The organism is Streptomyces vulcanius (assembly GCF_042653945.1).
Taxonomy (GTDB): Bacteria; Actinomycetota; Actinomycetes; order Streptomycetales; family Streptomycetaceae; genus Streptomyces; species Streptomyces mangrovi.
In genome coordinates this window covers 67,795-91,748 of the sequence record NZ_JBHSFK010000022.1, presented here as the reverse complement: position 1 = coordinate 91,748, position 23,954 = coordinate 67,795, and the positions used below count along the sequence as shown (strand labels likewise).

Sequence of the window (23,954 nt, the reverse complement as noted above, 5' to 3'; positions counted from 1 at the left end):
TACGCTCAAGGTGTGAACGCAGGAGAAACGCAGCGCGTGCCTTGGATCGTGGGGGTGTCCGGGGCGTCCGGGACGCCGTATGCCGCTGCCGTGCTGCGGGCGCTGCTCGCCGGGGGCGAGAGCGTCGACCTGGTGGTCAGCCGGGCCTCGCGGCTCACCCTGCTGGACGAGACCGGGATCTCCTTCCGGGACGCGCACTGGCGGGACGACCTGCGGGAATGGCTGGCGCGAGGGGCCGACGGGAAGCCGGACACGTTCGATGCCGACGTCGACCCCGTGCGGTACTGGAACGCGGGGGACCTCGCGGCGGGGCCGTCCTCGGGGTCGTATCCCACGAAGGGGATGCTGATCGTGCCCGCCTCGACCGCCTGCGTCGCAGGTGTCGCCCTCGGGCTGTCGAAGGACCTCCTCCAGCGCGCGGCGAGCGTCACGCTCAAGGAGCGCCGGGCGCTCGTCGTCGCCGTACGGGAGAGTCCGCTGAACGGGCAGACCCTGCGCCATCTCGTCGCCCTCGACGACGCCGGCGCGAGCGTCGTGCCCGCCTCGCCCGCCTTCTACGCGGGCGCCACGCACATCCAGGACCTGGTCGACTTCGTCGCCGGGAGGGTGCTCGACGCGGCGGGGGTCGCGCACGGGCTCTACCGCCGGTGGGACGGCGAACTGGGTGGTGGTGGCGGGGGCGGGACCCCGACCACCTGAAGCACGTCGTACGGCGGAGCACTACTTCTCAACTTTGTACTACCTCTCATCTTTTCAGGAACTTCAGGAACTTCAGGAACTTGAACCGGAAGGCTTCGATTCGCATGGACGCGGTGGACAGGCAGCTCATCCAGGCTCTGCGGGAGAACGGCCGGGCCTCCTATGCCGAGCTGGGGCGCCTCGTCGGCCTGTCGGGACCCAGCGTCACCGACCGCATCAACCGGCTGGAGGCGGCCGGTGTCATCACCGGCTACCGCGCCACGGTGAACGCCGCCTCGCTCGGCCTCGGCGTCACCGCCCTCATCGGCATCTCCCTCTCCGACGCCGCCGACCACGAGGACGTGGCGAACCGGATGAAGGACCTGAGCGAGATCGAGGACTGCTGGTTCATCGCCGGCGACGACTCGTTCATGCTCAAGGTGCGGGCCAACAACGTCGACGGGCTGGAGAGGATCATCCGGCGGCTGTCGGGAACGAAGGGCGTCTCCAGGACGCGCACCACGATCGTGCTCTCCACGAAGTGGGAGAACCGGGTCGGGGAGCTTCCCGAGGAGGTCTAGCCGTACGGTTGGTCGTCGGTGGCGTCGTCGTAGGAAGTCGTAGAAAGGTGTGCGCATGGATGTCGGGCTCAAGCGCGAGCTGGAGGAGAAGGTCAGGGCCGGTGAACGGCTGACCCGTGAGGACGGCGTCGCGCTGTACGAGTCGGACGACCTGGCCTGGCTGGGCGGACTCGCGCACGAGGTGCGGACGCGCAAGAACGGCGACGTCGTGCATTTCAACGTCAACCGGCACCTCAACATGACCAACGTGTGCACGGCGTCCTGCGCCTACTGCTCCTTCCAGCGCAAGCCGGGCGAGAAGGACGCGTACACGATGCGCATCGAGGAGGCGGTGAAGCTCGCCAAGGCGATGGAGGGCGAGAACCTCACCGAGCTGCACATCGTCAACGGCCTGCACCCGAACCTCCCCTGGCGGTACTACCCCCGCTCCCTGCGGGAGCTGAAGGCCGCCCTCCCGGAGGTCTCGCTCAAGGCCTTCACGGCGACGGAGATCCATCACTTCGAGACGATCAGCGGGCTGTCGGCGTCCGAGATCCTGGACGAGCTGATCGACGCGGGCCTCGAGTCCCTCACCGGCGGTGGCGCGGAGATCTTCGACTGGGAGGTCCGCCAGCACATCGTGGACCACCGGACGCACTGGGAGGACTGGTCCCGCATCCACCGCCTGGCGCACGAGAAGGGGCTCAAGACCCCGTGCACCATGCTGTACGGCCATATCGAGGAGCCCCGTCACCGGGTCGACCACGTGCTGCGGCTGCGTGAACTCCAGGACGAGACCGGCGGCTTCCAGGTCTTCATCCCGCTGCGCTACCAGCACGACTTCGTGGACGTGAAGGACGGCAAGGTGCGCAACCGCCTCCAGGCGCGCACCCAGATGGCCACCGGCGCGGAGGCGCTGAAGACCTTCGCGGTCTCACGGCTGCTCTTCGACAACGTCCCGCACGTCAAGGTGTTCTGGGTCATGCACGGCGTCCAGACCGCGCAGCTCGCGCTCCAGCACGGCGCGGACGACATGGACGGCTCGGTCGTCGAGTACAAGATCACGCATGACGCGGACAACTACGGCACGCCGAACAAGCTGACCCGCGAGGACCTGCTGGACCTCATCCGCGACGCCGGGTTCCGCCCGGTGGAGCGCAACACGCGCTACGAGATCATCCGCGAGTACGACGGCCCCGACGCGGCGCGTCGTGAGTCGCCGCAGCCGATGCGGGTGTGAGCCGCCGCAGCCGTAAGTTCTAATATGCCCGGGTGTCCCTTACGTTTTCACTCGATCCCGCCGTCACCCCGGCCCTCCGTGACGGCATCCTCGACCTCTGGACGGACGTCTCCAACGCGGGCGGCGCCGTCGGGTTCGTCGCTCCGGTGGAGCGGGAGACGATCCGGCCGGAGCTGGTCAAGCACCTCACGGCGATGGCCGAGGGGCGGCACCGGCTGCTGGTCGGACTCGACGAGGCGGGAGAGCCGGCCGCGACCGCCTTCTTCTCCTTCAACACGCACCGGCTGCAGACGCACTGGGTGTGGCTCTACACGGTGATGGTGCACCCCCGCCACCAGGGCCGGGGGTACGGCCGCGACCTGCTGGCGGCCGCCGCCCAGGCCGCCCGCGGCTTCGACGGCATAGACGCCATACGGCTCACCTGCCGGGGCGGGCACGGCCTGGAGCGCTTCTACGGCTCCTGCGGCTACAAGGAGGTCGGCCGGATCCCGGGTGCCATCCGGGTCGCCCCCGGCGACGACCGCGACGACATCATCATGCTGCTGCCGCTGACCTGACGGCCGTGGGGGCGGCTGCGAGATCGTGAGCGGGGCGTGCTTCACTGGACGGCGGTCCCTTTTTGGAACGGTCGAGTGGATTGAACGGAAGAGTGGATTGACATGCTCCGCTACACACTGATGCGTCTCGGCATCTTCGCCGGCTGCCTCGTGGTCGTCTGGGGCCTGGTCTACTCCGGCGTGTTCCCGCGCGGGTTCGGCCAGTCCAACGGCATGTGGGTCGTCCTGCTCGCGATGGTGCTCTCGGCGCCGATCAGCTTCGTCGTCCTGCGCAAGGAGCGGGACCGCGCCTCGGAGACGGTCGTGAAGCGGGTGGACCGGATGAAGGCCAACCTGGAGGCCAACCGCTCCCAGGAGGACGACGCGATCGACTCGGCCCACGCGCAGGGGCAGACCTCGTAAGGGAGTTGGCCAACTAGGCTGGCCCCATGGGTGCTGTGAAGGCGAAACGGATGCCGCGGGCGGTCCGTGAGCAGCAGATGCTGGACGCCGCCGTGGAGACCTTCGGGCAGCGTGGGTACATGGCGGCGTCCATGGACGAGATCGCCGAACTCGCGGGCGTTTCCAAGCCGTTGGTGTACCTGTACCTGAACTCCAAGGAAGAGCTCTTCACCGCCTGCATCCGCCGTGAGGCGGCGGCGCTGGTGACGGCCGTACGGTCCGGTGTCCGCACCGGTCTGCCCGCCGACCGCCAGCTCTGGGACGGGCTGCTCGCGTTCTTCGTACACACCGCGGCGTACCCGCACGCCTGGTCGGTCGTGCATCTCCAGGCGCGTACCCACGGGGAGACGTTCGCCGCCGAGGCGGCGGCGATGCGGGAGGAGATCGTCGCGTTCGTGACGTCCCTGATCGTCGTCGCCGCCCGCGAGGCCCACCGCGACCCCGACCTCCCCGAACGCGAGGTCGCCGGGCTCGCCGAGGCCCTCGTCGGCGCGGCGGAGTCCCTCGCGACCTGGGCCAACACCACGGACGGCGTCACGGCCCGCCAGGCGGCGACGACTCTGATGAACTTCGCCTGGGCAGGTCTCTCCAACCTGATGGACGGCCGCAACTGGACCCCGCCGGCGGCCTGACCTCCTGGCGGTGGAACAGGCCCGGGCCGCCCCTCGCATCACGGTGTCAGGCCGCTCCCCACTTCCGCAGGGTCGGGGCCACCCGCTGGTAGCCGACGCGGTACAGCTTTCCCGCTCCGCGGCGGGCCAGCCGGCGTACGGCACGGCCCGTGCGGCCCGAGGCGGCGGTGGCCGGGGCCGACCGGGGGCGGCCCTGCTCGTCCAGGCCGTGCCGGCGGAGGATGTCGCCGAGGTAGAGGCCGGCGGAGCGGGGGGTGTAGTAGGGCCGCAGGGGCGGCAGGGGTCCGGACGCGCGCAGCAGGGCGAGGCGGGCGCGGGCCGCCGCGTACGGGTCGGCCTTGCCGATGCCCTGCGCCGCCGCCCACTCCGGCAGGGGCCTCGGCTGCGCGCCGGCGTCGAGGTCGTCCCAGGAGGCGAGGCAGCCGGAGGGCAGGAAGTAGTGGTTGCCGTGCGCCTCGCGGACGCCGAGGTCGGTGAGGATCGCGGTCGGGATGCCCCGGTGCATCGACTCCAGGGCCGCCGTGGAGGAGACCGTCACCAGCAGGTCGGTGCGGTCGAGAACCTCGGCCATGTTGCCGTAGACCAGCCGGAGGTTGGCCGGGGCGGGCTCGGGCAGGTCCTCGACGAGGTGCTGGTAGGGATTGGCCTCGACGTGGGTGGTCTGCTCGCCGGGCAGGCTGCGCAGCTTGATCAGCACCTCGCGCCCGGGATGGCGCCGGGCGTGCGCGGCGGCCCGTCCGAGCAGGTGCAGCCGGGCCTCCCGGTCCCTGGGCACGGACGGCTGTACGGCGAAGGTGAGCGTGAACGGCCGCTCCCCGTCCTCGGCGGGCCGGTGCGGCGCGCCCCCGAGGAACGGCAGCGCGCACTCCACGACCGACTCCGGGTCCACCCCGACGGAGGCGAAGGCATGGGCGAACCGCTCCGCGTCGTGGGCGGAGTTGGCGAGGACGAGGTCCGTGCCCGCGCGGGTCAGCAGCCCGTCGACCAGCTTCTCGTAGACGACACCGACGTACCCGCTGACGGTCACCGGCCGCCGTTCGCGCCCCGCCCAGGCCAGGCCCAGCGCGTGCGTGAGCGCCAGGACGGCACCGCCCGACACCGCCAGGATCACCACGTCGGCGGCGGCCAGCTCCTCGTCGTCGACCAGCCCGGCCGTCGCCACCACCCGCTGCCGGTCCGGCACGATCCCGACCTCGGCCAGCTGCCGCTCGGTCGGGGTGGAACGGCCGCGCAGGAAGACGGCGTCGAGGGAGTGCTCCGGGGCGAGTTGCCGGGCCACCGAGGCGCCCCACTTCCAGCGCGTGTCCGAGTCCGCGATCACGGCGATCACGGCGGTGGGTCTGCGGGAGCTGTCGGGGGTTGAAGACATGGCTCAGGCCCTTTTCTGGCGGGGTGCGAGAGGGCCGAAGCTAGGAGGAGTGGCTGAGAGTGGGGTGGGGAGTGGCTGGACGTGAGCTGGGAGGGCTGTGCGCCGCCTGTGGGTGGAACGGCAAGTTCCGCACACCGTGCCCCAGTTGCCGACCGCGACGATGTTCCGGGCGCCGGCGGTTCACCTGATGTTCACCTGGCATCGGGGCAGGAGCCGGTCACCCGCCCGCTCACATGCAGCCGTCCGGCGTCCCCCGCCTCCCGTAGTTCGAAGCGGTCGCCGTCCGTCCCGAACGTCACCGACCCCGGCAGCGGCACCGGCGCCCGGAAGTCCGCGCGGACGTGTACGTCGGGCGGGGTGCCCTGGGCGGCGAGGCAGCGGGCGACGGTCCACATGCCGTGCGCGATGGCCCGGGGGAAGCCGAAGAGACGGGCGGTGAGGGGGTGCAGGTGGATGGGGTTGCGGTCGCCCGAGGCGGCGCCGTAGCGGCGGCCGACGTCGGCGCCGAGATGCCACTCGTCCAGGACGGGGAGGGGGGTCTGCTGAGACTCCCCCGGTGCCGTCGTCGTCTCCTGCGTCCGGTGCCGGGCCAGATAGGTGCTCGTCGACTCCCACACCACCGTCCCGCCCTCCCGCAGCTCGGTCACCACGAACGCCTCCGTGCCGCGCCGGTGCGGCGCCAGGTGGTCGACGCGCACGGCGAGTTCGTACGTCCCGCCGGCCGCGAGGGAGCGACGGCGGGTGATCTCGATCGACGTGTGGACCAGGCCGAGCAGCGGCAGCGGGAAGTCGCCGCGGCTCATGATGTCCATCGCCGCCGGGAAGCCGAGGACGTGCGGATAGGTGACGGGCAGGGAGTCCTCACCGGTCGCGAAACCGCAGACCCGCTCGTAGGCGGCCAGCCGGGTCAGGTCCACCCGCAGGCCGGACACGACGACTTCCCCGCCGGAGAAGGCGACTCCGGGGCGCGGGCGCTTGAAGGGGGAGCGCAGGGCACCCCGGGCCAGCAGCAGTCCCAAGGGGGTGGCGGCGGCCATCACGCCCCCAGCAGACTCTGGCCGCACACCCGCACGACCTGTCCGTTGACCGCCCCGGACGCCGGGTGCGCGAGCCAGGCGGTCGTCTCGGCGACGTCGACCGGGAGGCCGCCTTGCGCGAGTGAGTTCATCCGGCGGCCCGCCTCGCGGATGAACAGCGGTACGGCGGCGGTCATGTGCGTCTCGATGAAGCCGGGCGCCACCGCGTTCATTGTGACCCCGTGCCCGGCGAGCGCGCGCGGCGCGAGGGCGCGGACCAGTCCGGCCACCCCCGCCTTGCTCGCGCCGTAGTTCGTCTGCCCCGCGTTGCCCGCGAGCCCGGCGATGGAGGCGGTCGCCACGATCCGCCCGCCCGGCCGCAGCGTGCCCTTGGCGAGCAGCGCGTCCGTGGTGCGCAGCACGCTCGCGAGGTTGACGTCCAGGACCGAACTCCACCGCTCGGCGGGCATGTTGACCAGCCGCCGGTCCCGGGTGATGCCCGCGTTGTGGATCAGCACGTCCAGCCCGTCGGGGAGTTCGGCGGCGATCCGCTCGCCCGCGTCGGCGGCCGTGATGTCGAGCGGGAGGGCCCGCCCGCCCAGCCGCCCGGCGACCCGCCGCGCGTCCGCCTCCGCCTGCGGTACGTCGAGTACGACGACCTCGGCGCCGTACCGGGCCAGCGTCTCGGCGACCGCCGCCCCGATCCCGCGCGCGCCGCCGGTGACCAGGGCGGTACGCCCGGCGAGCGGACGGTCGTCGTCGTACGCGCCGGTCTCCCCCTCCCCGACCCCGATCACCTGGCCGCTGACATACGCCGACTTGGGGGAGAGGAGGAACCGCAGGGTCGACTCGGCGGCGGGGGCGTCCGTCAGGCGGACCAGGTTCACGGTCCTGCCCCGGCCGGTCTCCTTGCCGAGGGACCGGGTGAACCCCTCCAACGCCTGCTGCACGGCGGCCTGTTGGTGGTCGTCGGCGTCGAGGGGCGAGCCGAGGACCACGATCCGGCCGCTCGCGGCGACGGACCGTACGACCGGGTGCAGGGCCGCGTGCACCTCGGCGAGCGTCTCGACGTCCCGCACGCCGGTGGCGTCCAGGACGACGGCGGCGGGGTCGGAGGTGCCGAGGGGGAGTCCCGTACGGGACAGGACCGGGGCGAGATCGAGTAGGGCGGACTTTCCGGCCGTAAGGTGAAGCAAGGTGCCAGTGAGGGACGGGTGTTCGGGTGACCAGCGCCTGAGTGCCGCCGGCTGCGGAAGGCCGAGCCGTCGCGAAAGGAAGCGGCCGGGTGCGGTGGCGGTGAAGCTCAGATAGCGGTCGGCCATGCTCGTCTCCCAGTCTCCCACGGGCTCTGCCGTAGTTACTTACTCCGGAGTAAGGTTACCGGGGGTAAGTCTAGGTCAAGGGTGAGGAGCAGGTCGAGATGAGTCCCCTGGAGCTGGTGCGTGACGACGCCCCGAAGCCCCCGGTCGAGCCCCCGCGCGCCCGCCGCGTCGCGGTCGTCGGCGGTACCCGGGTCCCCTTCGCCCGCGCCGACGGCCCGTACGCCACCGCCTCCAACCAGGACATGCTCACGGCGGCGGTGAACGGCCTCGCGATCCGCTACGGCCTCGACGTCCCCGGAGTCGTCGGCGAGGTGGTCACCGGCGCCGTCCTCAAGCACAGCCGCGACTTCAACCTCGCCCGCGAGACCGTCCTCGGCTCGAAGCTGGACGCGCGCACCCCGGCGTACGACATCCAGCAGGCGTGCGGCACCGGTCTGCAGGCCGTCATCGCCGCCGCCAACAAGATCGCCCTCGGCCAGACCGACTCGGCCGTCGCGGGCGGCGCCGACACCGCCAGCGACGCCCCGCTCGGCGTCAACGACCAACTGCGCCGCGTCCTCCTGGAGGCCCGCCGGGCCAAGTCCACCGGCGCCCGCCTCAAGGCCCTGACCCGGATCCGCCCCGCCCATCTGATCCCCGACATCCCGCGCAACGCCGAGCCGCGCACCGGCAGATCCATGGGCGAGCACGCCGCGGTCACCGCCCGCGTCTGGGGCGTCGAACGCGAGGCCCAGGACGAACTCGCGGCGACCAGTCACCAGCGGCTGGCGGCGGCGTACGAACGCGGCTTCTTCGACGACCTGGTGGTCCCCTTCCGCGGCCTGACCCGCGACCAGAACCTGCGCCCGGACTCCACACCCGAGAAACTCGCCGCGCTGAAGCCGGTGTTCGGGCTCGACGCCCCCGAGGGCGGGCCGGAACCGACCATGACCGCGGGCAACTCCACCCCGCTCACCGACGGCGCGGCGGTCGTCCTGCTCGCCTCGGAGGAGTGGGCCGAGACCCGGGGCCTGGAACCGCTCGCCTACCTGGCGGCGTACGAGACGGCCGCCGTGGACTTCGTACGCGGCGATGTCGCGGGCGGCGAGGTCGGTCTGCTGATGGCCCCCGCGTACGCGGTCCCGCGCATGCTGGCCCGGACCGGGCTGACCATCGAGGACTTCGACTTCGTCGAGATCCACGAGGCGTTCGCCTCCCAGGTGCTGGCGACGCTGGCCGCGTGGGAGAAGCAGGGGCTCGCGCCGGTGGACCGGTCGCGGCTGAACGTCGCCGGCTCCTCCCTCGCCACCGGGCATCCGTTCGCGGCGACCGGCGCGCGGATCGTCGCGACGCTGGCGAAGCTGCTGGCCGAACGGGGCCGTCCCGGGCGTGGGCTGATCTCGATCTGCGCGGCGGGCGGACAGGGGGTGACGGCGGTGCTGGAGCGTCCTTGACGGAGAATCAGGGGGATTGACGAACGAACCTGAACGTTCGTCACATAACCCCCGAGACTGCACACCCCCACCCCCTGATCATTCCCGAACACGCACAAGCCCCCCACGCCAGCCCCGTACGATCCCGTACCTAACCGGTGGTAACCCCTTACTTCGGTGTCATCCCGGTGAACGCCTCCATACCCGAGGTACGTACGTCAGGCAGCAAGCAGTTCTTTTTCGCTGCACGCCCAGGGAGCCGCCCGTGTCCACGTCCCACGCCACCTCCGCCGACTTCGACCACGCGTCCCCCTCCCTCGTGGAACCCGAGACGCGGCGGCTGGACGGCGCCGTACGGGAGGCGTCCGTACCGGCGTTCGCGCATCCGGTCACCTACGGGTCCCTCGCCGACCTGCCCTACGACAACGCCGCCGCCGCCCCGCAGGAGGTGGTCATCAGCCGCCGGGACCGCGAGGGCGGCGAGTGGAGCGACATCACGGCGGAAGAGTTCGCGGCGCAGGTCCAGGCCGTGGCCAAGGGGCTGATCGCGGAGGGGCTGATGCCGGGTGACCGGATCGCCATCATGGCCCCGACGACGTACGAGTGGACGCTGCTCGACTTCGCCGCGTGGGCGGCCGGCCTGGTCACCGTGCCCATCTACCCCACCTCCTCCGTCTTCCAGACCCGCTGGATCCTCCAGGACTCCGGCGCGGTCGCCCTCGTCACCGAGACGGTCGGCCAGGCCGCCGCGGTCGGTCCCGAACGCGACCGGCTGCCCGACCTCCAGCATCTGTGGGTGATGGAGAAGGGCCACGTGGACCGGCTCGCGGAGGCGGGCGAACACGTACCCGACGGCGAAGTGGCGGTCCGGCGGGGCGTGTTGGGACCCGACACCCTCGCCACCCTCATCTACACCTCCGGCACCACCGGCCGCCCCAAGGGCTGCGCGATCTCCCACGGCAACTTCTTCGCCGAGATCGACAACGCGATCGAACTCCTCTACCCGATCTTCAAGCAGCCGGGCGAGGACATCTCGGTCCTCCTCTTCCTGCCGATGTCCCATGTCTTCGGCCGGATGGTGGCCATCGCCTGCGTCCGGGCCCGGGTCCGCCTCGGCCATGCCCCGAGCCTCAAGCCCGACCGGCTCCTGCCCGACCTCGCCGCGTTCCGTCCCACCTGTCTCCTCGCCATCCCGTACATGCTGGAGAAGATCTTCAACACGGCCCGCGCGAGAGCCGAGGCCGGCGGCCGGCTCTCCAAGTTCGACCGGGCGGTGTCGGTGGCCCGCCGCTACGGCGAGGCGATCGAGGCCCAGAAGACCGGCTCCGGCCACGGCCCCGGCGCCACCCTCCGCGCCGCCCGCGCCTTCTACGACCCCCTCGTCTACCGCCGCATCCGCAACGCCATGGGCGGCCGGGTCCGCCACGCCATCTGCGGCGGCTCCCCGCTCGGCCGCCCCCTGTCCGCCTTCTACCTGGGCGCGGGCATAGAGATCTACGAGGGCTACGGCCTGACGGAGACCACCGGCGCGTCCACCGTCACCCCGCCCCTCAAACCCCGCCTCGGAACGGTCGGCTGGCCCCTCCCCGGCACGAAGATCCGCATAGCCGCCGACGGTGAGATCCTGATCGCCGGCGACCACGTCCTGCGCGGCTACTGGGACCCCTCGGCCGGCGGGGTGGTCCCGGCCGCCCCCGACGGCTGGCTCGCCACGGGCGACATAGGCGAACTGGACGACGAGGGCTACCTCACGATCACCGGCCGCAAGAAGGAAATGATCATCACGGCGGGCGGCAAGAGCGTGGCCCCCGCGCCCCTGGAGAACTGGCTCCGCTCCCACCCCCTGATCTCCCAGGCCATGGTTCTCGGCGACGGCCGCCCCTACGTCTCCGCCCTCCTCACCCTCGACCCCGACGGCCTCACCCACTGGCGCAACATGAACGGCAAACACCCGGTCCCGGTGGAGCTCCTCCTCGGCGACGAGGAGCTCTACGCCGTCCTCCAGCGAGCGGTGGACGAGGCCAACAAACTGGTCTCCCGCCCGGAGTCGATCCGCCGCTTCACCGTCCTGACCAGCGATTTCACAGAAATCTCGGGCCACCTCACCCCTTCGATGAAACTCCGCCGGGAGGCAATCCTGCGGGACCACGTGACAGAGGTGGAGGGCCTGTACGGGGAGTGACGGCCGCGAACGCCGTCAAGTTCTCAGGCCGGGGTGAGGAGTTCGGCGAAGTGGTCGGCGAGGCGGGTGACGGCGTCGAGCCGGGTGCCGGCGCGGGCGACGCGGAAGCCGTGGCGGCGGCCCCAGAAGCAGGCCCGGACGATCTGGAAGTGTGCCCAGCGGCCGACCCGTTCGCGGTCGAGCCCCGCCTCCTCGGAGAAGAGGTCCATCAGCCGGTGGGCGGTCTTCAGGGCGTCGGCGGGCAGGATGCGCAGGGCGAGGGGCTTGAGGAGCGTGCCCGCGTCGTACGCCGGATCCCCCACCCACCCCTTGGGATCGACCGCGAGCCATGGCTCCCGCTCCGCGCGCAGGATGTTACGGGCGTGGAGGTCGCCGTGGACGAGCAACGACGGTTGTGAGGGCCCGAGTTCGCGGGCGGTGGCGAGGGCGGCGTCGATAACGCGGCCCGGGAGCGCGTGCTCCAACTCCCGCCGGTCGAGCCGGAGTTCATCGGCCCACCTCGCCACCATGTCCCGCAGCCGGGGCAGTTCCGCCGAGGGCGCCGGTACGGCCAGCCGCCGGGCGACCCGCCCCGCGACCCGGGCGACCTCCTCGACGTCCTCGACCTCGGCGAGCGAATCGCTGTGCACCCGTTCCAGCAGCATGGCGTACCGCGAGTCGTCGCGCGCGTAGAGCCGTACGGCACCGTGCCCGCCCCAGGCGGCGAAGGCGTCGGGCTCGTGGTCGTTCCCGGGATGCGGGTACGACACCTTGATCACGGCGGGACCGTGATCGGGCGTCGCGACGGGTACGACGATCCCGACGCCGCCGTGCACCACGTCACCGTCGGGCACGCAGCCCCACCGGTCGGTCAACTCCCCGAGGAGGGCGGGAAGCCCGGCGAGCCAGTGGGCGCCGGGCTCCCCCTCGCGGTCGACGGTGGTGCGGACGAACGTCTCCGGTACCTCGATCATGCGTCCATTGTCAGCACCGCTTCCGTGAGCCTGTCGGCCAGTTCGGCGAAGCCGGTGCTCAGCGGCACGTCCGTGGTACGGCTGGCGTAGGACTGGAAGACGAGCGCGGCCGTGGCGAGGACGGCTGGTGCGACGGCCGCCTCGTCGACGGCGAGCGCCTGCCGCAGCTGGAGCGGGACGGGCCACTTCCTGGGGATGGGGCGCTTGGGCGGCGGGGGACAGATGTCGTTCCCGACCTCCCTGAGGATCGCGGTGGGGTCGCCGCCCGCCAGGCTCGCGGCGATCGTGGCCTCCGCGACCGAGACGTAGGTGGCGTGGACCGACTGCCACAGGCCCTCGTGCGGCGGCAGCGGCTGCGGGTTGAGCCGTGCCTCGTCCGCGTCCGTCCGCAGCGCGCCGTTGGACCGGGCGGCTATTCCGGTTTCCGGGGGCCGACCAGCTCCTGGTAGAGCTTCCGCTGTTCCGCCGGGCTCTGGGCCTTCTTGAGCTTGTCCGCCCAGCCCTGCTTGATCTCGTCGAGGAAGGTGTGCCAGCCCTTGCCGCCGCCCATCTTCCCCAGCTCCACCAGCCGCTGGTTCTCCTTCAGCTTGCCTTCGCCGATCTTGTCCGGCTTGTGGCCGTGCAAGGGGGACTCGGGGTTGGCGGTCGCCTCCGTGGACTTGATGCCGTGGTGGTAGCCGACCGGGCTGTAGGCGTGCGGCGCGATCGTCTCGATGCCGACCAGCAGGGAGCCGTCCGTGACACGGGTCGGCGCGGTGAACACCAGGAGCATGTGGCCGTAGGAACCGTTCGGGAGGACGACGTCCCCGTTCCAGTCCTTGGTGCCCATGCCGCCGATCGCCTGGTCGACCCCCAGGATCTTCGGGGTGGCGATCGGCAGGCCCTTGGAGGCGATATTCGTCAGCGACGCCCCGACGCCGCCCTTCTCCACGAAACTGCCGGGCGTGTCGCCCTTGTTCTCGCCGATGGACGAGCGGTGCGTGGCGAACCCACGGTTCGTGACGCGCGGGTCCTGGACACCCTTCTGGGTGATGCCGAGGAAGTCGAGCAGCTGATGGTCGTTCTCGCCGGACCGGAGGGCGGGGATACGGATGTTCACGCGTCCGCCGTGCGCGAGGGCCCGGATGACGTCGCCCTCCCGGTAGTCGACGTGCTGGTCCTTCTTCTTGTCGAAGACCTTCAGGCCCTCCTGAAGGATGATCAGGACGTTGGTGAGGATTTCCCGGGCGAAGGCGTCCTGTGAGGTGTGCTGTTCCGTCGGCTTTGTGTCGCCCTCCGGGTGCTTCTGGTCCGCCCGCACGCTCTTCGGAACCAGGGAGTCGAGGGCCGTCTCCCGGATCTGCGTGTCCCGCTCCTCCTCCAGTCCCTGGCGCTCCTCATCGTTCTTGGGCAGCCCTTGCGTCCGCATGAAACGGCCCAGAGTGTAGGCGGGGTTGATCGGGATGGGGGCGCCGCCGGTGGGCCGCTGGGTCCCGAAGCCGAGCGTCGCGGCGAGGATGCGTCGGCCCGGGGTGAGCTTCAGCCAGTCCGTGTAGTCGGGCTTCTGCTCCGTGGCCTTGCCCTTGCCCTTGCCGGTGCTCGTGTCCTCGGCGGCGGTGCCTCGCTGGCCGGTGGCGATCTTGTGGCCCTCCGCCATGGTGCCGATGCCCACGCTGTTCAGCCACGCCGGTCGCTGCGACGACAGGAGTTCGATGTCCGAGAGTTCCTGCCCCCGGAAGATCTCGCCGAGTTGCAGCCGCCGCTCCAGGACCCACCGCATCCTGTCGTTGGGGAGCAGCCACTCCTCGGGCCACAACTTGTGCGGCTCCCAGATGTTGAACTTCCGCTTCTCCTGGAGCGCGTACTTCTCGATCGACCGGGCCAGCCGGACCATCACCGCGTCAGGGTCGGTGGACGTCTCCAAGGACGCCTCGTCGAGGGGCGGGCTTGCCGCCGTCTCCTCGTCCACCATCCGCTGGACCGTCGCCGTCACGGCCCGGTTGCCGGCGGCGCGCTGGAGCGCCAGCATGCCGGTGGGGTCTTTCACGTTCCGCGACGGGGTCTTCGGGCGCTTCTGTTCGGTGTCCCGATCCTGCTGCCGCTGCTGTCGCTGTGCGTGCATCCCTCCAGGCTGACCCCGGCCCCGGTCACGGCACCAGAGCGGAAGGGGCGCCTACCGGGGCAGAGCGTTGCCCTCACGTTCACCTGGCGTACGTGAGGAATTCCGCCCAGGCGGGGGAGGAGAGGGTGAGCTGCGGACCGGCGGGGTTCTTGGAGTCGCGGATGTGGATGGTGTGGGGGCAGACAGCCACTTCGAGGCATTCGCCGCCTTCACCGCCGCTGTACGTCGACTTGCGCCAGGTGTAGGCGGCTTCCACGCAATCACCGCCCTCGCCGCTGCTGTAGCTGGACTTGAACCAGGCGAGTTCCTCGGTGCTCATAGCTCCTCCAGCTTCTTCTCGATCAACGTGCGGGTCTCCCTTGGCGGGAGAGCCACCGCCCGCATGATCCCATAGCGGTCGGCGATCTTCCGGACCTCTTCAGGGTCGGTGATCAGCCGGGGATATCCCTGCGCTTCGGTGTAGGCCACCTGCGGGTGCTTCTTGGGGGCCAGGAGGTTGAACGCGCTGTCCATGTTGGGGTGTTCCTCCACCCTGGTCGGCATCACCTGGATCTCCACGTTCTGCATGTGGCTGACCGTCAGCAAGTGCCGCAACTGCTCCGCGTGGACCTCCCGTCCGCCGATCGGCCGGTCCAGCACGTGCTCCTCGATCACGTAGCTGACAACCGGCGCAGGTCGACGGCTGAAGAGCTGCTGCCGCGAGAGCCTGTCGGCCACCCGCTTCTCGATCGTCTCCTCGTCCAGGAAGGGACGCCGCTTGGCGAACACCGCGTGGGCGTGGGCCTCGGTCTGGAGCAACCCGTGCACCGCGTTGATGGAGTACTGGTGCAGCTCCACCGCCTCCGCCTCCATGGCCGCATAGCCCCGGTACCACTCCGGATGCCGCGTCCGAACCTTGGCCATCGCCTCCCTCACCTCGGGGATCGCCTCCAAGAACAACCCCCCGGCCTCCAACAGCGCATCCGCCTGCTCCAACACCTCCGGACGGATCGTCCGTACCCCCCGCTCCATCGAGGAGATGGCATCCGGCCCGTACCCCACCATCTCGCCGAACTGCTTCTGCGTCAGCCCCTTCCGCTCCCGCAGGAGTTTCATCATCTTGCCCAGGGCCGTGAGCAGCCCCGTCGTGCCGTCGGCCTCCGCCGGTGTCTCCGGCCTGCGCTCATCCGTCACTCACCCCACCGCCTTCACGTCTTCGTGGTCACGACCGACGGCCCGTACACGCCTCGCACCGCAGCCGTACGGCTACACAGAGTCGCCAAGTCGCTCCTGGCCAGCGTAGATACAACCGGCCACGCTGAGTCAGGTGAACTCCGAAATCTCCACCCAGATCTCCACCCCCCTCGGTGATATGACCCTGCGCTTCAGCTCCACTCCGCGCGGCGCCCGTCTGGCTCGGCGGCTGGCCGCGCAGCAGCTCACGGCGTGGGGGCACCCGTACGGCGGCGACGGCAACCACACCGTGCAGCAGGTGGTCGCCGAGCTGGCCGCCAACGCCGTCACGCACGGACGCGTGCCCGGCCGGGACTTCGAGCTGCGGCTGCTGCTGCTCACGGAGGACACCGTGCGGGTGGAGGTGAGCGACACGCGGGGTGACCGGAGCCTGCGGATCGTGCGGGACGCGGACGCGGAGGGCGGCCGGGGCCTGATCGTCGTGACGGTTCTGTCCCGCGCCTGGGGCGTCACGGAGCGGGAGGTGGGGAAGACGGTGTGGGCGGAAGTACGGCTCTCGTAGTGCCGGATTTCCGGAAGACGGGCCGGGCGAGGAATTATGGGCCCCATGAGCGACAACGTTTACTTCGACATCACCATCAACGACGAGCCCGCCGGGCGCATCGTCTTCAAGCTGTACGACGACGTCGTGCCCAAGACCGCCCGCAACTTCCGCGAGCTGGCCACCGGTGCGCACGGCTTCGGCTACAAGGGCTCGTCCTTCCACCGGGTCATCCCCGACTTCATGCTCCAGGGCGGCGACTTCACCCGCGGCGACGGCACGGGCGGCAAGAGCATCTACGGTGAGAAGTTCCAGGACGAGAACTTCCAGCTGAAGCACACCAAGCCGGGCCTGCTCAGCATGGCCAACGCCGGTAAGAACACCAACGGCTCGCAGTTCTTCATCACCACCATCGTGACCTCCTGGCTGGACGGCAAGCACGTCGTCTTCGGCGAGGTCGTCGAGGGTCTGGACATCGTCAAGACGATCGAGGGCCTGGGCAGCCAGTCCGGCCGCACCTCGGCCAAGGTCACCATCGCGGACTCCGGCACCGTCTGAGACACCGCCGACAGGCGACTGCGGCGGGCACCACGTGCGGGTGCCCGCCGCGCGCTCGTACGAGGACGTCAGTCCCGCGCCGCGTGCTGCTCCGGGGGTCTCTCGTACATCGCCCGGAACCCCTGAGCCAGCGTGGCGGCGACGGCCGGGTCCGTGACCTTGGACCACTCCTGGTGGGCGTGGTCGAGGCAGGTGCGCGCGGTGCGGGGATCCGGATGCGGCCCGGAGGAGTGGAACCGGGCGGCGGTCAGCCACAACTGGGCGGAGAGGCCGTGGTTCCCGGCGATACGGGCGACCTCGGCCCGTACCTCGATCCAGTGCGTGGCCTCGGTGGACTTGGCGCCGTGCAGGCGCACGGCCTGGTTCTCCTGCCTCCGCACGATGGCCTCGACCTCGGCGAAACGTCCCGCACGGGCTTCGCGCCACAGGCGGGTGTGGATGTCTTCGCCGGGCCGGGGACCGAGGGCGAGGAGACCGTGCTGCGTGATCGCGAGGGAACGGCGTGTCCCGTCGGCGCCGTCCGCCGTCGGATCCACCCGCCGGGCGTCTCCGACCACCACCACGACCACACCCAGCATGATCATGATGAGTCCCGGCCACGCGCTCCCTCCGGGCAGCTGATCGAGCCACAGCCAGGCGATCAACGCGGCCACGGGGGCCTCCAGCAGGAGCAGCACGCTCACCGCCGTGGCCGGCGCCCGGCCGAGGGCGAAGTTCAGTGAGAACAGGCCGAGCAGCTGGGGGAAGACGAGGAGACCCAGCAGCGCGAGCCAGGTGTTGCCGTCGAAGGTGACCAAGGGGGTTCCGGTGACCAGGCAAAGGACCAGCAGCTCCACCGTGCACACCAAGGAGCACAGCACCGAGTAGGTCATGGTGCTGACGTCGGGGCGGGCCTGCTCGCTGAACGCCGTGTAGCCCGCGAGGGTGATGGCGCCCACGAGGGCCAGCGCGTCACCGACGAGGGCCTCTGTGCCCGACCGTCCGTCCATGCCGCTGGCGAGGGCCGCGCCCGCCACCGAGACGGCGAGACCCGTCCAGGTCACGCGCGGGAGCCGGTTGCCCTGGAACGTCGAGATGAGGGCCTGCCAGACGGGCTGGGTGGCGACCAGGGCGGTGGCCATGGCGACACTGGTCATCCGGGTACTGGTCATGAACGTGGCGAAGTGCGCGGCCAGCGCCGTACCGGCGAGGAATCCGTACAGCGCGCCTCGGCGTTGCTCCTTCCGCACGATGAAACGCTCTCTGCGGAAGACCTTCCTGAACTCGCCCCGGCGGATCAGCACGACCACCGGTCCGAGGGTGAGGAGCCCCAGCGCGTTGCGGCCCAGTGCCAGTGCGAGCGCGGGACCCGTGGCGAACGCGGTCAACGGCGCGGTGGCGGAGAACGCGCCCACCGTCACCAGCACGGCGGTGATGGAGGCTGCGTCGAGCTTTGTGCGCATGGTGAAGGCGAACTTTCATGGCGAATGAGAGGTGTGCGGGTGGGCGTGCGCCGCACTGCCTTGTGAGCAGCGCGGCGTCACCACCTGAGGATGCGCACCTCATACCGCCGGTTCAGTCCCCTGCTCGCGCGCCGGACGGGGAGCCGGAACGAACCGTTCACTGCCCGGAGACCTGATCACCCCTGGTCACGGCGTTGCCGGGACGGCCGAAGCCGCGACGGATCCCGGTCGGGGGAGGGGAGAAGAGTGCACGCGGGCACCATGCCAGGAGGGAAGAACGTGCAAGGGTCCCGGCGCGGGAAAGGCCGGGCGGCTAGGCGGCTCGCCTGGTGATCAGGAAGGCGTGCGGGGTCCTCTCGTCGCTGTCCGGGATCGGCTCGCGCACCGTGCAGGACACCAGGGTGAAGCCGGCCGCCCGCAGCAGCTCCGTCATCCGCTCCGGACGGCGGCGCTCGAAGTCCAGGGTGACCGGGTGGCCCCAGGGGCGGTCGTGGTGGCGGGGCTCGTCGCCGACCTGGAAGGCCAGGAGGAGCGGGCCGCCCGGGCGCAGGACGCGGTGGAACTCCGCGAAGAGGGCGGGAAGCTCGTCCACAGGGGTGTGGATCGAGGAGTAGAAGGACAGGACGCCGTCGAGCGAGGCGTCGTCGTAGCCGTGTTCGTGCAGCCTCAGCATCGATCCCTGGGCGAAGGGGATCCCCGGGTTCTCGCGGCGCGCGATCGCCAGAAACGACTCGGAGAGGTCGAGGCCGGACATCGTCAGCCCGCGCGACGCCAGGAGTCCCGTCGTCCGGCCGGGCCCGCAGCCCAGATCCGCCACCCGGCCGCCTACGCCGACCAGCTCGGCGTAGGCGGTGAGGACAGCCCGCTCCAGAGGTTTGTCGGCGAGATCGGTGCGGAAACGGTCGGCGTAGTCCTCGGCGATGGCGTCGTAGAAGGTGCGTGTGTCTTTCTCGGTCATGCCGGGGACCCTAGAGGCCCCCACTGACAGCCGGGCCGACAGTCGGGCCGACAGTCGGGGCGATGGCCGGGGCGATGGCCGGGGCGCGAGGCCAAAGGCAGGAGCCCCGTGCCTTTCGGCACGGGGCTCCTTGGGTGCTGCACTCAGAATGCGATCACACGAGGTGTGACAATCACACGGGGGTGACGTTCTCCGCCTGCGGACCCTTCGGGCCCTGCGTGACGTCGAAGGAGACCTGCTGGTTCTCCTCGAGGGAACGGAATCCCTGTGCGTTGATCGCGGAGTAGTGGACGAAGACGTCGGGGCCGCCGCCTTCCTGGGCGATGAAGCCAAAGCCCTTTTCGGCGTTGAACCACTTCACGGTTCCGGTAGCCATAAGCCCTCCTTGGGCCCAAAGGGTTGCCCTGCTCCAGAACCTGCAAGTGTGAAAAGCGAGTGCCGCACAACTGCATACGTCTGAAAACGTCAAGAGCCCGCGGTTACATGCGCTCCGCAGGCTCTGTACTGCAAGGGAAACCAAACTGCAACTTGCGGCGAGCCTAGCATGTGGGCAGCCGAATGCAATAGGGGTCAAGATCACGTCACCCGGATGTTTGAACATCTCGTGAAGCAGTTGACCCGGGGGGCGGAGTCCGCAGAGTACCGGACGAGGTCTAGCCTCGCGATGTGGACAATTCTCGCACCCGGCCGCGCGTCGGCCACATCCAGTTCCTGAACTGCCTGCCCCTGTACTGGGGGCTCGCGAGAACCGGCACGCTCCTCGACTTCGAGCTCACGAAGGACACCCCGGAGAAGCTCAGCGAGAAGCTGGTACGCGGGGACCTCGACATCGGGCCCATCACCCTGGTCGAGTTCCTCAGGAACGCCGACGACCTGGTCGCCTTCCCCGACATCGCGGTCGGCTGCGACGGACCGGTCATGTCCTGCGTGATCGTCTCGCAGGTCCCGCTGGAGGAACTGGACGGGGCGCGCGTCGCCCTCGGCTCCACCTCGCGCACCTCCGTACGCCTGGCCCAGCTGCTGCTGGCCGACCGTTTCGGCGTACGACCCGACTACTACACATGTCCGCCCGACCTCAGCCTGATGATGCAGGACGCCGAGGCGGCCGTACTCATCGGGGACGCGGCCCTGCGCGCCAACCTGGTCGACGCACCCCGCTTCGGCCTCCAGGTGCACGACCTCGGCACCCTGTGGAAGGAGTGGACCGGCCTGCCCTTCGTGTTCGCCGTCTGGGCCGCCCGCCGGGACTACCTGGACCGGGAGCCGGCCCTCACCCGCGACGTCCACCAGGCCTTCCTCACCTCCCGCAACGTCTCCCTGGAGGAGGTCGGCAAGGTCGCCGAGCAGGCGGCCCGCTGGGAGGCGTTCGACGAGCAGGTCCTGGAGCGGTACTTCACCACCCTCGACTTCCGCTTCGGCGGCCCCCAGCTGGCGGCGGTCGCGGAGTTCGCGCGCAGGGTCGGTCCCACCACGGGTTTCCCGGCGGACGTGAAAGTGGAGCTGCTGCGGGACTGACGTCGGCACTACGCTGCCTGCGAATTGCGAATTGCGAGTTCCGCGTCCTACGGGGGAGGGGTGGACATTCATGCAGCCGCTCGGAGCCGACGAACCCACGGCCGTCGGGCCCTACCGGCTTCTCGGCCGGCTCGGCTCGGGCGGAATGGGCCGGGTCTACCTGGGGCGCAGCGCCGGGGGGCGCACGGTCGCCGTGAAGATCGTGCATCCGCACCTCGCGCTCGACGACGAGTTCCGCACCCGCTTCCGGCGCGAGGTCGACGCGGCGCGGCGGGTCGGCGGCGCGTGGACCGCACCCGTCCTCGACGCCGACCCCGAGGCCGCGGTCCCCTGGGTCGCGACGGCCTACGCGGCCGGTCCTTCGCTGGCCGCGGCCGTCGCCTCCGCCGAGGGGGCACTGCCGGAGCACACCGTGCGGGTGCTGGGCGCGGGGCTCGCGGAGGCGCTGGCGGCGGTGCACGACCTGGGCCTTGTGCACCGGGACGTCAAGCCGTCCAACGTGCTGCTGACCGTGGACGGCCCGCTGCTCATCGACTTCGGCATCGCCCGTGCCACGGACGGCACCTCCTCGCTCACCTCGACCGGCGTCTCCGTCGGCTCCCCCGGCTACATGGCCCCCGAGCAGATCCTCGGCAAGGGCGGTGCCTTGTCGGGCGCGGCCGACGTCTTCTCGCTCGGCGCGGTGCTGGCGTACGCGGCGACCGGCGAGCCGCCGTTCCCGGGGGACTCGTCGGCCGCGCTGCTCTACAAGGTCGTCCACGAGGAGCCTGAGCTGGGGAAACTGGGCGACGGGCCGCTGCGGGAGGTCGTCGAGGCCTGCCTCGCCAAGGACCCCGCCGTCCGTCCCGCCCCCGGCGAGGTGGCCCGACGGCTCGCCCCCGAGGGAGCGGCCCGGCTGGTCGCGGCCGGGTGGCTGCCGGGGGCGCTGGTGGAGCAGGTCGGGCGGAGCGCCGTACAGCTGCTGAACCTGGAGGCGGCGGAGGCGGTCCCCTCGGGGCCCGTCGGATTCAGCAGCACGGCGGTGACGGAAGGGGAGCCCGGGTCGGTCGGGCCGATTGGGTCGGTCGGGCCGGTTGGGTCGGTAGGTTCGGTCGGTTCGGTCGGGTCGGTTGGTGAGTCTGCGACGGCCGGTTCGGCTGGGGAGCCCGTGACGGCCGGGGCGTTCGGGCCGCCGCCGGTGATGGACGCGAGCCCCGCGACCCCGGTGGATCTTCCGGGTGGTCCTGCCCTGGCGGCCGTGCCGACGCCCAGAGAGGCTCCCCGCCCCGGGAAGGTCTCCGTCAGCCTGTCGGCCTCCACCGTCCCCGGTGAGGGCGGGCGCGGACGGCGGCTGAGCTGCTCCGTCGCGCTCGCGGTCGCGGGGGCGCTGGCGGTGGTGACGGTGGGTTCGGTCTTCGTCTTCCAACTGCTGCCGGGCGGCGCCAACGACGACGCCGGGTCCGACGCCGGCAACGGCCCCGCGGCCTCCGAACCGTCGGCCTATTCGAGCGCCCCCGCGAGCGACACGGCGCCCACCGCGCTCCCGGCCCGCTACGTCGGCACCTGGCAGGGCGAGGGCAGCGGCCTCGGCGGCACCCTCCCGATGGGCACCTTCCGGGTCACCCTGAAACAGGCGGACGTGGGCGAGAAGCTGGGCGAGCTGCGGCAGACCGATGTGCTCGGCGGGGTCTGCTTGGACGTCCTGACGCTGAAGAAGGTGACGGCGAAGGAAGTCGTCGCCGACTCCGTGGGCGCGAAGACCAACCACTCGGGCTGCAACCCGACTCCGCACACCATCCGCTTCACCCCGACCGGCGACGACCTCACCTACACCTCGGACAGCTCTGCGGAGGGCAACCCGACGGCACGCATGTCGAAGGTGCGGTAGATGGCGAATCGGGGGCGGGGCCGGGATCGAGGCCGGGACCGGGATCGGGATCGAGGTCGGGACCGGGACCGGGGGAGGCTGCGGGCGCGGGACGCCTTGGGGCTGGTGGGCACGCTGCTCATCGGGGCGGTCTTCGTCGGGGTCGTCCTCCTCGCGGTCTGGGGGCTGAGGCGTGTCGTGCGGGAGGCCGCACCGGCGCTGGCCGAGGTGCCGGGCGGAGGGTGGACGGTCGGCGCGGTCCTCGGACTGCTGTCCCTGGCCGGGTGGGCCGGCGGCAACCGGCTCACGGGACGGGGCCAGGGGGTCTGCTGGTCGGTGGCCGTCGGCGTGCCGATCGCCGTCATCCTCGCGCTGCCCGGCCGCAACTGCCGCTCGGACGCCGGGACGTGCGCGTACATCCCGGGCACGGGCGGCGTGGCGGTGGCGTACGGGGTGACGGTCGCGATGGCCGGCGGGCTCTGGTACCTCGGCCGGCGCAGCCGGGCGGGCCGGCGATGATCACAACACCCCCCAGCGATCTCCTGTTGGCCTTCCTCGCGCTGGTGTGGGGCGTGGCGGCGGGTTCCCTCCTGCCCCGCGCCGCCTACCGCTTCTCCGTGCCGGTACAGGAGGAAGGGGAGGGGGAGGGGGAGGAGGGGGTTGATGTTCCGGAGGAGGGCTGGCGCGACGCCTGCCCGGCGGGACACCCGCTGCGGGGATGGGTGGGGCGGGCGCGGTGCGCGGCCTGCGCGGCGGAGGCACCGGCTTCCGCGGCTGACGGCGGCCGTCTCGCGGCGCGGGCGGCGACACCGGATGCCGAGGCTGACGCGCGGGCCGAGCCATCCGCGTCGTACGGCCCCGGCGGCCTGCTCCTCCCCGCGCTCACGGGCGCCGTATGCGCCGCGCTCGCCCTGGCCACCGGCGTGCGGCCGGAGCTCGGGGCGTGGTTGCTGCTCGCGCCCGTCGGGGTACTGCTGGCCGTCGTCGACGTACGGGTGCGGCGGCTGCCCGATCCGCTCACCTTCCTCCTCGCGGCCTCCGCACTCGCGCTCCTCGGCCCGGTCGCCCTGCTGCCCGAGCACGCCGGCACCTGGACGGGGGCCCTGCTGGGCGCACCGGCCCTGGCCGCCGCCTACCTCCTCCTCCACCTCCTCAACCCCGGCGGACTCGCCTTCGGCGACGTCAAACTGGCCCTCGGTATCGGGGCCGTCCTCGGCTGGTACGGCTGGCCGACCATGCTGCTCGGCACCTTCGCCGCGTTCCTGCTCGGCGCGCTCTACGGCGGCGCGCTCGTCGTCGCGCGGCGCGCGGGACGTCGTACGACGATCGCCTTCGGGCCCTTCATGCTCGTCGGCGCCTTCGCCGGGCTGCTGATCGGCGCGTACACGGCCTGAGGCGGGGACCGTGAGGGCGCTGGCGTAGGCTGGCTTTCCGTCCGTCCACAACCCTTGACGAAAG

At 71.2% G+C, this 23,954-nt stretch carries 24 protein-coding genes; 14 read left to right on the top strand and 10 right to left on the bottom strand.

From position 1 onward, the window contains the following. The first annotated feature begins 36 nt into the window (after positions 1-36). From ACFPIH_RS30470 to ACFPIH_RS30445, 6 genes are all read left to right on the top strand, one after another. Positions 37-699, top strand: coding sequence for a UbiX family flavin prenyltransferase (locus ACFPIH_RS30470; protein ID WP_381179167.1), 663 nt, complete (start codon positions 37-39; stop codon positions 697-699). A 104-nt stretch (positions 700-803) separates the two neighbouring features. Further along, positions 804-1,259, top strand: a complete 456-nt coding sequence (locus ACFPIH_RS30465) for an Lrp/AsnC family transcriptional regulator (protein WP_381179164.1) — start codon at positions 804-806, stop codon at positions 1,257-1,259. A 55-nt stretch (positions 1,260-1,314) separates the two neighbouring features. After that, positions 1,315-2,478 (top strand): aminofutalosine synthase MqnE, encoded by a 1,164-nt coding sequence (gene mqnE, locus ACFPIH_RS30460; protein WP_381179161.1) that lies wholly within the window; start codon positions 1,315-1,317, stop codon positions 2,476-2,478. A 32-nt stretch (positions 2,479-2,510) separates the two neighbouring features. Beyond that, on the top strand, positions 2,511-3,035 hold the full coding sequence (locus ACFPIH_RS30455) for a GNAT family N-acetyltransferase (RefSeq protein WP_381179158.1): 525 nt from the start codon (positions 2,511-2,513) through the stop codon (positions 3,033-3,035). A 102-nt stretch (positions 3,036-3,137) separates the two neighbouring features. Then, a complete protein-coding gene (locus tag ACFPIH_RS30450) occupies positions 3,138-3,437 on the top strand; it encodes a DUF4229 domain-containing protein (protein WP_381179155.1) in 300 nt (99 codons plus the stop codon). Positions 3,438-3,463: 26 nt separating this feature from the next. After that, positions 3,464-4,108 carry a TetR/AcrR family transcriptional regulator gene (locus ACFPIH_RS30445; protein WP_381179152.1) on the top strand — a complete coding sequence of 215 codons (645 nt, stop codon included), beginning with the start codon at positions 3,464-3,466 and terminating at the stop codon, positions 4,106-4,108. A gap of 46 nt (positions 4,109-4,154) precedes the next feature. On the opposite strand, the gene ACFPIH_RS30440 is transcribed toward ACFPIH_RS30445, so the two are convergent. The 3 genes from ACFPIH_RS30440 to ACFPIH_RS30430 form a co-directional block, all read right to left on the bottom strand. Continuing rightward, the gene (locus ACFPIH_RS30440; RefSeq protein ID WP_381179149.1) at positions 4,155-5,477 is read right to left on the bottom strand and encodes a DUF6716 putative glycosyltransferase; all 1,323 of its coding nucleotides are present in this window, start codon (positions 5,475-5,477) and stop codon (positions 4,155-4,157) included. 191 nt (positions 5,478-5,668) lie between these two features. Further along, a complete protein-coding gene (locus ACFPIH_RS30435) occupies positions 5,669-6,514 on the bottom strand; it encodes a MaoC family dehydratase (protein ID WP_381179146.1) in 846 nt (281 codons plus the stop codon). Next, a complete protein-coding gene (locus tag ACFPIH_RS30430; protein ID WP_381179143.1) occupies positions 6,514-7,815 on the bottom strand; it encodes a 3-oxoacyl-ACP reductase in 1,302 nt (433 codons plus the stop codon). Before ACFPIH_RS30430 ends, ACFPIH_RS30435 begins: the two co-directional genes overlap by 1 nt. Positions 7,816-7,913: 98 nt before the next feature. Here ACFPIH_RS30430 and ACFPIH_RS30425 point away from each other — a divergent pair, with 98 nt between their 5' ends. Then, the gene (locus tag ACFPIH_RS30425) at positions 7,914-9,248 is read left to right on the top strand and encodes an acetyl-CoA C-acetyltransferase (RefSeq protein ID WP_381179140.1); all 1,335 of its coding nucleotides are present in this window, start codon (positions 7,914-7,916) and stop codon (positions 9,246-9,248) included. A gap of 244 nt (positions 9,249-9,492) precedes the next feature. Further along, positions 9,493-11,409: an AMP-dependent synthetase/ligase gene (locus ACFPIH_RS30420; protein WP_381179137.1), complete on the top strand. Its 1,917-nt coding sequence runs from the start codon at positions 9,493-9,495 to the stop codon at positions 11,407-11,409. A gap of 23 nt (positions 11,410-11,432) precedes the next feature. Here the strand turns inward: ACFPIH_RS30420 and ACFPIH_RS30415 are convergent, their stop codons facing one another. The 4 genes from ACFPIH_RS30415 to ACFPIH_RS30400 all read right to left on the bottom strand — a co-directional run bounded on the left by ACFPIH_RS30415 (position 11,433) and on the right by ACFPIH_RS30400 (position 15,636). Next, positions 11,433-12,362: an aminoglycoside phosphotransferase family protein gene (locus ACFPIH_RS30415; protein ID WP_381179134.1), complete on the bottom strand. Its 930-nt coding sequence runs from the start codon at positions 12,360-12,362 to the stop codon at positions 11,433-11,435. Positions 12,363-12,774: 412 nt separating this feature from the next. Then, entirely contained in the window at positions 12,775-14,463 is a 1,689-nt protein-coding gene (locus ACFPIH_RS30410; RefSeq protein ID WP_381179131.1) for a PE-PGRS family protein, read from the bottom strand. Between the two features lie 79 nt (positions 14,464-14,542). Continuing rightward, on the bottom strand, positions 14,543-14,782 hold the full coding sequence (locus ACFPIH_RS30405; protein ID WP_381179128.1) for a DUF397 domain-containing protein: 240 nt from the start codon (positions 14,780-14,782) through the stop codon (positions 14,543-14,545). After that, entirely contained in the window at positions 14,779-15,636 is an 858-nt protein-coding gene (locus tag ACFPIH_RS30400) for a helix-turn-helix domain-containing protein (protein ID WP_381179125.1), read from the bottom strand. The genes ACFPIH_RS30405 and ACFPIH_RS30400 overlap by 4 nt, the downstream gene beginning before the upstream one ends. Before the next feature lie 133 nt (positions 15,637-15,769). Here ACFPIH_RS30400 and ACFPIH_RS30395 point away from each other — a divergent pair, with 133 nt between their 5' ends. Continuing rightward, positions 15,770-16,198 (top strand): ATP-binding protein, encoded by a 429-nt coding sequence (locus ACFPIH_RS30395; RefSeq protein ID WP_381179122.1) that lies wholly within the window; start codon positions 15,770-15,772, stop codon positions 16,196-16,198. 45 nt (positions 16,199-16,243) lie between these two features. Beyond that, the gene (locus ACFPIH_RS30390; RefSeq protein ID WP_381179119.1) at positions 16,244-16,735 is read left to right on the top strand and encodes a peptidylprolyl isomerase; all 492 of its coding nucleotides are present in this window, start codon (positions 16,244-16,246) and stop codon (positions 16,733-16,735) included. Positions 16,736-16,803: 68 nt separating this feature from the next. On the opposite strand, the gene ACFPIH_RS30385 is transcribed toward ACFPIH_RS30390, so the two are convergent. From ACFPIH_RS30385 to ACFPIH_RS30375, 3 genes are all read right to left on the bottom strand, one after another. After that, positions 16,804-18,177, bottom strand: coding sequence for a DMT family transporter (locus tag ACFPIH_RS30385; RefSeq protein WP_381179116.1), 1,374 nt, complete (start codon positions 18,175-18,177; stop codon positions 16,804-16,806). 313 nt (positions 18,178-18,490) lie between these two features. Further along, complete coding sequence (locus ACFPIH_RS30380) at positions 18,491-19,135, bottom strand: class I SAM-dependent methyltransferase (protein WP_381179113.1); 645 nt, start codon at positions 19,133-19,135, stop codon at positions 18,491-18,493. A gap of 172 nt (positions 19,136-19,307) precedes the next feature. Next, positions 19,308-19,511 carry a cold-shock protein gene (locus ACFPIH_RS30375; RefSeq protein ID WP_003974443.1) on the bottom strand — a complete coding sequence of 68 codons (204 nt, stop codon included), beginning with the start codon at positions 19,509-19,511 and terminating at the stop codon, positions 19,308-19,310. Between the two features lie 290 nt (positions 19,512-19,801). On the opposite strand from ACFPIH_RS30375, the gene ACFPIH_RS30370 reads away from it, so the two are divergent. From ACFPIH_RS30370 to ACFPIH_RS30355, 4 genes are all read left to right on the top strand, one after another. After that, on the top strand, positions 19,802-20,650 hold the full coding sequence (locus tag ACFPIH_RS30370; RefSeq protein WP_381179109.1) for a menaquinone biosynthetic enzyme MqnA/MqnD family protein: 849 nt from the start codon (positions 19,802-19,804) through the stop codon (positions 20,648-20,650). 70 nt (positions 20,651-20,720) lie between these two features. Further along, positions 20,721-22,517: a serine/threonine-protein kinase gene (locus tag ACFPIH_RS30365; protein WP_381179106.1), complete on the top strand. Its 1,797-nt coding sequence runs from the start codon at positions 20,721-20,723 to the stop codon at positions 22,515-22,517. Between the two features lie 105 nt (positions 22,518-22,622). Then, a complete protein-coding gene (locus tag ACFPIH_RS30360; protein ID WP_381179103.1) occupies positions 22,623-23,015 on the top strand; it encodes a hypothetical protein in 393 nt (130 codons plus the stop codon). Further along, positions 23,012-23,890, top strand: coding sequence for a prepilin peptidase (locus ACFPIH_RS30355; protein ID WP_381179100.1), 879 nt, complete (start codon positions 23,012-23,014; stop codon positions 23,888-23,890). Before ACFPIH_RS30360 ends, ACFPIH_RS30355 begins: the two co-directional genes overlap by 4 nt. Positions 23,891-23,954 lie beyond the last annotated feature (64 nt).